Raw genomic sequence first — 11,541 nt, forward strand, 5'->3', positions numbered from 1 at the left:
GTGCCAGGTGCCACTTCCACAAAAGCGCCAAAGGGAGCCAGGCGAACGACCTTGCCGCTGAACTGTTCCCCCTCACGAATGGTCTCGCCCACAAGTTCCCAGGGATCCTGAGAGGCCTGCTTGACGGAGAGAGCAATACGGGGAGCGTTTTTCCCTTCCACGGTATCGATCTTCAACACTTTTACGGGGAGAGTGTCCCCCACCTTCACCGCTTCTTCACACGTCTTCACACGGCTCCAGGAGAGCTCGGAGATGTGCACCATCCCCTCCACGCCAGCGTGTAGTTCCATGAAGGCACCGTAAGGCATCAGCTTGATGACCTTCGCCTCCAGGGTATCCCCCAGGGAAAGACCCTCAAGGAATGCGGCACGAACTTCTTGAAGTTCCGCCTCCAGAAGCTTGCGCCTGGAGATGACAATGTTCTTTCCATTGCCCTCAATCCGAGTCACAAGAAACGAAAAGCTCTTGCCTATAAATTCGTCTCCCTTTTCCACAAACGCGGTGTCGATCTGACTTACCGGACAAAAAGCCCGCATGCCCATCAGGGCAACGGAAAAACCGCCCTTGACCTGTTCATTGACCTTCCCTTCCACCGGTGTTCCGCTGGAAAAGACGTCAAAGAGCAAATCCAGATTCCCAGCCCCAGACATCTTTCTGGAGAGGACCACTTCGCTTTCGGTAGCGCTGACCACATAAAGGGTCAGGCTGTCGCCCACGTCAACGGTCAGTTCGCCTTCCTCATTGGTGAGTTCCATGCGGTCTACAACACCGTCACTTTTTGTTCCGGTGCTGACGTAAACACTGCTCTCTCCAATGGAGATCACTTGTGCGTCTACTTTGTCACCACTTTTCAACTCCTCACCCAACCCGTCGCCGTAAGCTTCCAGCAACTTCTCAAAGCTCTCCTCTTCAGGAATGCCCATGTCACCCTTGTCGTTCATCATACTCTCCGACATGCCCCCAAGGGGGGATCTGGTTCACCCGGTATCTGACTGTCGATTACCTGCTTCGCACCGACGCCGTCCTCATCCGCAAAACATCTCTGCTTAATTCAGAGATACAGAATCAGAAGCGCGGTACATGACAACACCGCAACACCCGGTAAAAAACATCTAACTGTGAGATCTTAACCCAGCGCCACCCACGGCGGGGAGGACGATGTCTTATAGTGAATCCGCAATGCCGTCAACAGCCCATCTATAAACTGTATTCATGAAATACGCCACCCTTTTCACGCCCTCTGAACACAGAAAACCCGCGGTATTCTGGCCCTATCCCATGCAAAATCTTTATTGAGGGACCTCAACCACAAGGCGCATTCCCACTTCGGCGCTGGCACGCGTCGGATCCGTCGCCTCACGATTCGCGCTGCGGGCGTTGTAGGCATACGTCGCCCAGCCCCCTCCGCGAACCACCCGGTTAGACCCAGAAGACGGCCCCAGGGGATCTCTTGTCGATACCCGCGGGTAACGTCCGTACCAGTCCCGACACCACTCGCCTACATTGCCATGCATATCATAAAGGCCCCAGGCATTGGGCTTGAAGGATCCCGACGCGACCGTCCCACTGGAGGCCTCCCCGGCCGGGCAATCTCCCCAGCTGGCGTTTGCGTCTACGTTGGCATCCCCACTTCCCAGGCAGGCCCCGGTCGAAAAGGCCGTAAGTTCACCGGCTCGAGCGGCATACTCCCACTCGGCTTCGGTGGGCAACCGATAGGTGATCGCCCCATGATCATTGAGCCACCGGATAAAAGCCAGGGCATCGGCGTAGGTGATTCCCGTGACAGGGTGTTCCCCTTTCTGGGCAAACCCCGGATTCTTCCAGGAATACTCGCGACTCCGGGTCCAGCTGTAGTCTTCCATCGCATAAGCACCCCCGGATGTTTCCGCTTCACTTTTGTATCCCGACGAAGCAACAAAGGCCTTCCACTGAGCCACCGTCACCTCCCTGTCCAGCATAAAAAACCCTCGGGACAAGGTCACGGCATGGGGGGTCTCGTTCTCCTTTCGACGTGTTTCAGAGACGGGGCTCCCCATCCTGAAAGAACCCGCCTTAATGTAAACGAAGCGGCCCCAATCCCCGCTAAACGCAGGAAGAGGCGTTAAGAACACCTCCACCCAGGCATCTTTGCCCGGAGAAACCACCACCTTTACCTCACCGGGCTCGAAAAGGGGCGCAACCACCTTGACCCTGTGGGTCCCGGCGTGAACAAAGGTCCCGCTTTTAAACGAGGACCCATCGAGTTTCACCGCGGCCGAGGCCGGCTTCACCGAGACAAAAAGCTTTCCTTTTTTCGGTGGTTCTTTTGTCAGCGTGGCGTTGACACGGCTCTCTTTTCCCCGTTCAATCTTAACGGTTTCGTTCCAGGCCAGATACCCCTGCTTGGTCAAGGTGATTTTATGCGTACCGGCCTTAAGAGTCATCCCGCTTACCGGTGTTTTCCCCAAGGCCCTGCCGTTAACCGTCAACTCAGCCCCCCGGATATTGGCCAGCACATCAAGCCGCCCGTTCACAGACTGAGGCTTGGGCTTCGGGGGCACCAGCTTCACCGCAGGGACCGGCGCGGCTTTAGCCGGGGGAGCCTTCACAGCCACCGGCTGGGAGGTGCCTGCAAGTAAAAAGACAAATTCACCGCCCTGGTCGCCGGTATTACGCAAAGAGCGACATCGAGGCGGCATGCCCCCCGCCTTCCTGAGCTCTTTTTTCATGGAGCTGAACATCTCCATGGTGGTGAGACATCGGGCTTTTCTATCCGAAAGGGCCTTTACGACACCTTCGGCGAAAACGCTCATCTTTGCCCCTTGAGACACAGGCAGGCTGTTCCCGGAGATCATGGCCCAGCGGCTTCGTTTGTTAAAAAGATCGACATAATAATCGCCGTCCCGACGCTTCGCAAGCCGGTGAGTCGCTCCGAACATATTGTCTCCCAGCGCCGCATCGGAAAGAATCAATACATCTCGAACCCTCATGGAGTTCACGGCCACCTGGATCTCGCTGTCGGCAATCCAGGTGGTCTCATCACCTGTGGCTGCATCACTGGGATACCACCACGCTTTGCGGGTTGCCTTGTCAACCCGTGATGAGCCGGAAAAGTAAATCACCACACTGTCATTGATGCCCATGCCCCGTGCCAACCCGCGAAGTTCGCGCAACACGGCGGCCCGGTTTGCCTTGGCATTGACCAGGAGCTTCACATCAAAACCGGCCCGAGTCCTCAGCACCTCGGCGACACGGGTCGCCCCTTTCACCGCAACGGACGATCTCTCAATACCCGGGTCGACATAGGTATCAATCCCAATCACCAGGGCTTTATAACTTCCCACCGCCCCCTGGTGCCGCTCCAACTCCTCGAAGGAGGTGACATCTGCCGAGGCGGCCACCGTCCAGGCGGCCATCAAAAGAAAAATGATAACGGATCTGATCTCTCTCGCCATGCTCTCTCTCCACCTTACTCGCTGGTCTTTTCACTTGTAAAATGAGGATTCTTACCGCCCTTGGTCCGTCCGCGCTGGCCGTTGATGCTCGTGTACTCGCCCTTAGCGGTATTTTCCGAACCACCCAAAATGGAGACATAACCCCCCGGTGCCTTGTTATCTTTTCCACCTGCAACCACGGAATAATCACCCGACACCTTGTTTTTCTCCCCCCCCAGAATGGCCCCACAATTTCCACTTAACGCGTTGCCACGCCCGGAGACCACGCCTCCGAAGCCCTCGTAGCGGTTCGCCGTCCCCACCACAAGGTTATGGGAGCCTTTCCCCAAGGATCCGTACCCGATGATCACGTTGCCTTTGCCGTTGACTTTATCGGCCTGGCCGGTGCCATTGGTCACGTAGAGATTCACCCCGTTAAAATAAATATTGCCCCCTTTACGGGTAATATTCGTCAGAAGATTCTCCAGCTCCTTCACCCGGGTCTCTAAGGCCGCCACACGCATCTGAAGCTCCGGAGAACCGGCGCTGGCTTTCATAGCGGGCAAGGCTTTGGGAATATCCGACTTTTTCGCATACCCGGAGAGCATCTGCTGCAGCTCGCTGTCCCGGGTAATGGAGGCATCAATATAATGCTCGCCGACCACGCCATCCTTAATATCACTGCCTGACACCCTGAACGCCTGAACAGGCTGGGTGGCTTTGGGTTTCGCGACAGCGGTCACCTTCACGTTCACCCCGGCGTTATGAAAGAGGCTGGCGAGCTTCGCATCGGTCATGGCCCCGTAGGAGGCCACCGAAGCCGGGTCGCTCAAGATCATCAATGCCTGCATCTCATGGTCCAACCCGCCTTCCGTCTTCTTGGAAAAAAGCAAAACATAGATGGCCGACTGCCCCTTGGCGCGGGCACTCCCCGCTTTTTTCACAGTGGCAGCAAAGGCGACGGTGGCATAACGCGCACTCAGCACACGAAAATCAATGGGTTTTTCAAAGGACACCACCCGCTTGTAGCGGCTGAGCTGGTGTTTGGTCACACTGCGAAGGGAATGATCGAGCAACCCCGACTGCTCTTTTTCACCAAAAGCCTGGACAAGGCGGTTGGCGGAAGCCATACCACTGACTTTCTGCGCCGCGGCAAAACACGGCATCAAAAAAATCACGGCAAAAACACACGCGATACATTGAAATCTTCGTCTGGTCATCACATCCCCTCCGAAAAGACCCTTCACGCTAAAATGCTTTGTTTAAAATCCACCCATGAAAAATGCCGGCATCGCCATGGGACATGACCGATGCCGGCATCGCTTTTATGCTGAAAGATTTCCCACCAAGATTAGAAGCTGTAGGAGACCTTAGCTGTATAGAGTTCCCAGTTTTTGGTGTAGTCAGGCCCGATATTTGGGGCAAGCGAAGTTCCATAATTTTTGGTATTGCCATCGGAATTGAGCATGATGGCGCCCCCCTTCATCTTGTGGCCCTCCACCTTGAGAATCCAGTTTTCCGTGATGTCAAAGCGCAGGGAAAGAGCCAAATCCTTGAGGTAACCGCGGTGTTCTTGGCCATCTGGATACCTGCCATCATCACCATCCTTATTCGTTCGGTCAGCATAATACTCAGAGTAATAGGTTCCCAGCTCAAACCAATCGCAGAAACGATAGGTCCCCATGCCGTAATACCCTTCACTGTCGAAATCCGATTCAAAGTTTTGATTCATAGGAAGGAATTTAGGCGCCGAAAGCTCATAGTTGATGCGGTTGTATTCTGTGGACAGCACCAAGTCACCGATGGCGTACTCTAAGGAGGTGGTCCACCCTGTCTGGGTCACATCGATAAGACAGCTAACAGGATTCTCCTCACTCAAAGCCTTGACAGGATTCCTTGTGATATCCCCATCAAAACTCATCTGCCATCCACTCGCCCCGATACGAAACCCTTCCAGGGGGGTCTCCCAGACCAGGCTGCCGACATAGGTCGCATCCACCTGGTTGTTTGTCACATCGACCCCCAAAGCAACGGGGAACTGATCTTCCAGAAGCCGCATCTCCGCGCCATCGTCTTTAAACTGGTTCACCCCGCCCTGGGCGTGGTACTCAAAACTCCCCACAGCCCCTGCGGGCACGTACCCGTAGAGTTCAAACCCGTTCATGGCGTTGATAGAATCTCGCCAGCCTTCGTTATAGACACTCTGGGGAAGAAGGATCGAGGTCCGGAGCATGTCCACGTCACGACTGGTGTTGTAAAGACCCTGAGGTAACTTGATTTTGCCGGCCTTGAAGTTGGCCCACTCGGTAAAGGTATAATCGGCATAGGCCCAGTCGATGGTCACCTCGTTGTCGCCCAAGGTGCCAAAGTCCCGGGAAAAGACCTGAAGGCCGATGCGAAGCCGATCGCTTACGTCGGACGAGAAGTTAAGCCCGCGTTCGTTGAACTGATAAGAACCTCCATCATCCGTGTCTCCGAAAAATTTGTTATCGGTGGTCATGATATATCCCTGGGAGATAAACCCATGGATATTGACGTTTCCGAGCGCTCCCAATTCATAGGCGCCCACATTTTGTGCCAACAGGAAAACCAAAAGCCCTGCGAACAGACTGGCCGTTCTTTTCATCATCGTCTCAAACCTCCGCATCAAGATAGGAATTTGGATATATTCAAAAAACCGTTTAGATGGACATTTCGCTTAGGATCTTTACCTGATCCGTGGCGGCGCCGGAGGTCACAAACCCGATGGCCCCTTTGGTTTTTTCTACGAACTCAACGAGATCGCGCTCTTTTTCAAAACTCAAGGGCATCTGCCCTTCTCCCGTGAACACCTTCTTCTTCCAATGCCGGTTAAAGGTGCTGCGATTTTTTTTGACGTATTTCTTCAAAAATGCGTCCTGGGTGTCCCCCTTGGTCAGGGTCACAAACACAACCTTCATGCCGTTATTCCACATCGTCACCTTGCCAAGGTAAATGTCCTTGATTGCCTTCTGCTCAAGAGATGCGACGGGGACACTCCGATTGCCGATAACTCTCAGCTGCTCTGCAAATGCACTGCTCGAAAACAGGCAAAGGATCGCAGCAACCCACATGCCCCTTAAAACCATTTTCATCATTCCTTGCACTCCTTAACATTTGGTGGTGAAAATCAGCTGCCAACTATACCAAACAAAACGTATACATATTAAATAATAGAGCCTTTAAATTAACTTTGTTACCTTATGTGAACTACTAATTCCTTTACGAGGTGTCAACACCATTCGCGCTACAAATTTCTCATGGCTTCTCTCAACGCATCCCGACGCCGCCGAGCCTGCACTTTTAACGGGATCTCATCTGCCCCTTCAGAGACGACATCAATCACTGCCTGACCTTTCTTTGGAAGGAAAAGGCGAACGGTCCGATCGGGAGATTCCCACACCCTGACCATCCCCTCTGATGCCGCCACTTGCCTTAGGGCCCCATATCGAAGAGAGACAAGAGCCTCAAGCCTTTCAAGGGTGTCCGACCTCTTGAGGGGCAAAACATAACGTGCCCCCACAAGACGGTCCTCAGCCAATCGATACATAAGGTACGCAGGCCGCTTAAACAGAGGAACCCGGTAAAGTATGTCACCGTTTCTCATTCGTTTCGGCGCCCGGTCTTCCGAAGCCATCACCTCAAACCGATTCATCCCCCAACGCACATTCCGAAAGTCAAACCCTTCGGCAAACGCACGGCCAGAGGCCATAAAAAGGCAGAAAAGACAGACGGTGCTCCTAATGCGGCGACATCTCTTCATCGATTCCCCTGCCGTCCAGAGCATTGCGTATGGATAGGGAGAGCTCCCTGATCTCCAGGGGCTTCATCAGCAAATAGTTAATCCCTGCCGCCGAGACCTCTCCCGCTGAGACACTGTCGCTGTAGCCGGTGCAGATAATCACCGGCACGTTGGCGCGCAGGGCTTTCACCTTGCGCGCCAGAGCCAGACCGGTCATCTTCGGCATGGTCAGATCGGTCACAAGGAGGTCGTAAGCCTCAGGCGACGATGAAAAGAGATCCAGCGCCTCCTGACTGCTCGTCACGGCCGTAACGGTGTAGCCCAGACGTTCCAGCATGGTCCCCACCATTTCAGCCAAATCGGATTCATCATCGACAAAAAGAATTCGCTCACGGCCTTGAACAAGACCCGCCACAGCCACCGGTTCCTCTCCGGCGCGTGCGTTGGAGATAGGGAAATAGAGATGAAACACACTGCCCTGTCCCTCCTCGCTTTCCACACGAATCGCCCCCCCATGCACCTTAAGGATGCCATGAACCACTGAAAGCCCCATGCCTGTCCCCTGGCCTTTGCCCTTGGTGGTAAAATAGGGGTCAAAAATCCGTTTCTTGACGTCGAGATTCATGCCGCAGCCGGTATCGGTGACTGAAAGCTTCATGTAGGGGCCCGGCTCCAACTCAATGAACCCATGGACATCCAGCTCGTTGACCGTGACCACGTCGAGCAAAAGCGAGAGCGTTCCGCCCTCCGGCATGGCATGGGCCGCGTTGGTACATAAATTCATAATGATCTGATGAATCTGCGTGGAATCGGCTTCAATCGGGAAAATCTTGGAGGTCATAGACCGCTTGATCTCAATGGTACTGGGCAGGCTGGCTCTTAGCAGCTCCAGGGATTCATCGATAATCTGCTGCATAAAGACCGGTTTTTTTTCATGCACGGACTGCCGGCTGAAGGAGAGAATATGGCCCACCAGGTTGCGGGCGCGCTGAGACGCTTTGTAGATCTGGTCTATACTTTTTCGGGCGGGGCTTGCCTCATCCACGTCAAAACGAGCCAGCTCAATGTACCCGAGAATGGCGGCAAGGACATTGTTAAAATCGTGGGCGATGCCCCCGGCAAGGGTCCCCAACGCCTCCATCTTCTGAGCCTGACGAAGTTGTTCTTCAAGGGACTTCTGCGCGGAGTTATCCCGAATAAGAGTCAGCTTTCGGAAAGGCTCTCCCCGGCTGTTACGCAAAAGCCAGCTTCTCACCTGGGCGGGAACCCGGCTGCCGCCTTTTCGGATAAACTCTTTTTCGTACTCCCCGGTCTCGCCGTTGGCCAAGAGGGCAGGAGTTACGACACGGGATTCAAGCAGGCGCCATTTTTCAGGGGTCATCTGCTGCTCAAATTTGTCACACACCTCCCCGTGAGGATATCCGACCATCTCAAGAAAGGCAGGGTTGGCATCCTCAATACGCCCATTGAGATCTGAAAATAAAATCCCGTCGCGACTTGTCTTGAAAAGCTCTTTGTATCGTTCAGAGTCCACTAAGGGTTCGTGACCGTCACGGTCCAACGCTTCCGCTGGGCACACTCGCGCTTGCGTGGTTATCCCGGCTGATTCCAGGAGTTGCCGGGCACGGGCCAGGGTCTTATCATCACCATCTACCACGAGAACCACTCGATTACTGTCCTGGTTCAATGCTATCCCCTTCCCTCTTTTATGAAAAAGCTCATTAAGCACAGCACGCGCATACATCTATAAGTATATCGGCAACTGACTCAATTATCTTTAACTCACAGCGGTAGAATCATCAGCAAACGGACCGTTCCACCGAAGCATTATAGCCAGCAAAAGCCTACCTATCCCGGATATTTCATGAGAAAACAATCAGGACTAAAGAATAATTTGTAATGACAGTTCTTTGCAGTCATATTTTCAGTCGTTTCAAAAATGCAAAATGTAATCCACGGTATTCTGTTTGATTTTCTCACCCTTCGGGCGAGCCGAGTGCACTCATCTGCTGCGTTATCAGAGTCTTGAGGTAAACCACTACATCTTCAGCTCTGATGCCTTGCATATGAGCGCACCCAACTCGTGAAATATCCGGGCTATATTCAAATCAGGTATTTATGATGAAGGTCGGCCCGCACTCTGAGACAACAACGCAAAATGACACAAACGATTATCCCTCACAAAATGTCACCTGATCATCACTCAATTTTCATGAGTTCATAAACACCTGTCTCTAACATACCTGTTTCATGGGTGCCACCTTTCCCTCTCCATGGCCCTCTCGCTTTCTTAATTTAGGAAGTCCCCCTCCCACCGGTGGTGACCCTCCGCGGGCGATATGCCGTCAAAAAAATAAACAGGAGGCCTATCCCCTGACTGTTCCTTGAAAAAGCAAAAGAAGAGCCCGGAGGCCCGGAGGCCAGGAAAACCCCTTGCAATTGGCCAACCCATGTTTATCTTTGTGACACCATGAGCCCATATAATGAAAATATACCCGACCCCAAGGAGCTCGAAAAGGAGATCGGTCATTTCCTCAATCAAAAGTTTGGTGGAAACGTAAAGATCGTCTCTCCCTTCTCGACACCCGAGCGGGACAAAAATGAAGACAAGAGCGTCAGAGCAGAGAAGAAGAGCTTCAGCCTCGACTTCCACATGAAGCCCGAAGAACTGGTTGCGTATCTGGACCGGTTCATCATCCGTCAGGAGAGGGCCAAAGCCGTTCTGGCAACCAAAATCTGCACTCACTTCAACCGCATCCGTCACCTCGAACAAGAGGGCCGAAAAGCCTCTGGAATTGTGGGGGGGATCAAAAATAACGTCCTGATGATCGGTCCCACCGGGGTCGGCAAGACGTACATGATCAAGCTCATTGCCGACAAAATAGGGGTCCCCTTTGTGAAAGGGGACGCCACCAAATTCACGGAAGCCGGCTATGTGGGCGGCAACGTCGAAGACCTGATCCGTGACCTGGTACACGAAGCCGATGACCACATAGAACGGGCCGAATACGGCATTGTCTATATTGATGAAGTCGACAAAATTGCCGCGTCCCCCCATGCCATGGGATCCGATATTTCCCGAACTGGCGTCCAGCGAGCCCTTCTCAAGCCCATGGAAGAGACCGACATCGAGTTGAAGGTCCCCCATGACCCCGTCTCCATGCTCAAAGAGATGGAGCGCTACCAGAAGACCGGGGCCCTTGAAAAGCAGGTGGTCAACACAAGAAACATCCTCTTCATCATGAGTGGCGCCTTCAGTGGCCTCTCAGAGATCGTCGAAAAGCGAAACCGAAAAAAAAGCATCGGTTTCGGCGCCTCGCTCCACGACGGCAACAACACCGACTCCATTTTAAAAGAACTGCGCACCGAAGACCTCGTAGAATACGGCTTTGAAACGGAATTTATCGGCCGCCTCCCCGTTCGCACCACCCTGGAGACCCTTTCCGAAGACGACCTGTACGAGATCCTCAAAAATCCTAACAATCCGGTCATCCTGAGCAAGAAGCTGGACTTTTCCGCCTACGGAATCGCCATCCGCTTCTCAGATGAAATCCTCCGGGAGATTGCACGGCGAGCACACCTGGAAAACACGGGTGCGCGCGGACTGGTCAGTGCCGTAGAAGAGGTGCTGCTCCCCTTCGAGACCCGCCTCCCGTCTCTGAGCATCCGAGAATTCCCCGTCACCCTTGAGGCCGCAACCGACGCCAGCGAAACGCTGAACTCCCTGATCGACCCGAACCGAAAAGAGATCTGGCAACAGCATTTCAAACGCCTCGAGGAAGAAGAAACAGCCTACCTCTCCTCGTACATTGAAAACCACTGGGAACAGCTCACTATAGAGCACCTCCTGCCCCATACCCCTTGGCGTTCCGGGCTTACCGCAACGCTCTGTATCAGCAGGGGAATTGCCACAGACGCTGCCATAGAGACGATTCATTCACACTATGAAGAGATTAAAAAACTTGAGGTGAATTTTTTCTCGAAATTTGGTATGCATATTCTGTTTGATGAAGAGGCAGTGGATTTTCTCATGGAGCAGATCCTGACAGCCGGTGCCACCGGAGATGAGATGTTCACCAAACTGACCGGTGACTTTGAGCTGGGGCTGGCCCTTGTGCGAGAAAAAACCGAAAAAACACATTTCTTCATCACCCGAGAGGCCCTTTTATCGCCCGAACGTTTTTTAGAAGACCTTATTAAAGAGGCTCTCATTAAAAAAGACGGCGCCATAAGGCTCCCTGACAACACGAACACATAACGACCCATGCGGCGCACTTTTTGCGCCTGTGGATTCGACACCATCAAACGAGATAACAACAAAGGCCCCTGTTTGTGGGCCTTCGCTGTCACAACCGGAGAGTATACGTA

8 protein-coding genes are annotated in these 11,541 nt (G+C 53.4%); 1 reads left to right on the forward strand and 7 read right to left on the reverse strand.

Annotation, left to right across the window (positions count from 1 at the left end; all coding sequences use genetic code 11):
- The 7 genes from Q1Q75_RS06770 to Q1Q75_RS06800 all read right to left on the reverse strand — a co-directional run.
- Positions 1-944: S1 RNA-binding domain-containing protein (locus Q1Q75_RS06770; protein WP_300668554.1), on the reverse strand; the 944-nt coding region annotated here is incomplete at its 3' end.
- A gap of 345 nt (positions 945-1,289) precedes the next feature.
- Positions 1,290-3,434, reverse strand: coding sequence for an SUMF1/EgtB/PvdO family nonheme iron enzyme (locus tag Q1Q75_RS06775; RefSeq protein ID WP_300668555.1), 2,145 nt, complete (start codon positions 3,432-3,434; stop codon positions 1,290-1,292).
- 14 nt (positions 3,435-3,448) lie between these two features.
- Complete coding sequence (locus Q1Q75_RS06780; RefSeq protein WP_300668556.1) at positions 3,449-4,633, reverse strand: hypothetical protein; 1,185 nt, start codon at positions 4,631-4,633, stop codon at positions 3,449-3,451.
- A gap of 131 nt (positions 4,634-4,764) precedes the next feature.
- Positions 4,765-6,042 carry a hypothetical protein gene (locus tag Q1Q75_RS06785; RefSeq protein WP_300668557.1) on the reverse strand — a complete coding sequence of 426 codons (1,278 nt, stop codon included), beginning with the start codon at positions 6,040-6,042 and terminating at the stop codon, positions 4,765-4,767.
- Between the two features lie 52 nt (positions 6,043-6,094).
- The gene (locus Q1Q75_RS06790) at positions 6,095-6,529 is read right to left on the reverse strand and encodes a substrate-binding domain-containing protein (protein ID WP_300668559.1); all 435 of its coding nucleotides are present in this window, start codon (positions 6,527-6,529) and stop codon (positions 6,095-6,097) included.
- A 149-nt stretch (positions 6,530-6,678) separates the two neighbouring features.
- The gene (locus tag Q1Q75_RS06795; protein WP_300668560.1) at positions 6,679-7,194 is read right to left on the reverse strand and encodes a hypothetical protein; all 516 of its coding nucleotides are present in this window, start codon (positions 7,192-7,194) and stop codon (positions 6,679-6,681) included.
- Positions 7,172-8,860, reverse strand: coding sequence for a PAS domain-containing sensor histidine kinase (locus Q1Q75_RS06800; RefSeq protein ID WP_300668561.1), 1,689 nt, complete (start codon positions 8,858-8,860; stop codon positions 7,172-7,174). Before Q1Q75_RS06800 ends, Q1Q75_RS06795 begins: the two co-directional genes overlap by 23 nt.
- Before the next feature lie 783 nt (positions 8,861-9,643).
- On the opposite strand from Q1Q75_RS06800, the gene Q1Q75_RS06805 reads away from it, so the two are divergent.
- A complete protein-coding gene (locus Q1Q75_RS06805) occupies positions 9,644-11,431 on the forward strand; it encodes an AAA family ATPase (RefSeq protein WP_300668563.1) in 1,788 nt (595 codons plus the stop codon).
- Positions 11,432-11,541: the final 110 nt, after the last annotated feature.

It is taken from the genome of Desulfoluna sp. (assembly GCF_030145185.1).
Classification (GTDB): Bacteria; Desulfobacterota; Desulfobacteria; order Desulfobacterales; family Desulfolunaceae; genus Desulfoluna.

What these genes read in the sequence shown, in the direction of transcription:
- Q1Q75_RS06775 (WP_300668555.1), bottom strand. Translation starts at nt 3,434, where the DNA reads ATGGCGAGAGAGATCAGATCCGTTATCATTTTTCTTTTGATGGCCGCC.
- Q1Q75_RS06780 (WP_300668556.1), bottom strand. Translation starts at nt 4,633, where the DNA reads ATGACCAGACGAAGATTTCAATGTATCGCGTGTGTTTTTGCCGTGATT.
- Q1Q75_RS06785 (WP_300668557.1), bottom strand. Translation starts at nt 6,042, where the DNA reads ATGATGAAAAGAACGGCCAGTCTGTTCGCAGGGCTTTTGGTTTTCCTG.
- Q1Q75_RS06790 (WP_300668559.1), bottom strand. Translation starts at nt 6,529, where the DNA reads ATGATGAAAATGGTTTTAAGGGGCATGTGGGTTGCTGCGATCCTTTGC.
- Q1Q75_RS06795 (WP_300668560.1), bottom strand. Translation starts at nt 7,194, where the DNA reads ATGAAGAGATGTCGCCGCATTAGGAGCACCGTCTGTCTTTTCTGCCTT.
- Q1Q75_RS06805 (WP_300668563.1), top strand. Translation starts at nt 9,644, where the DNA reads ATGAGCCCATATAATGAAAATATACCCGACCCCAAGGAGCTCGAAAAG.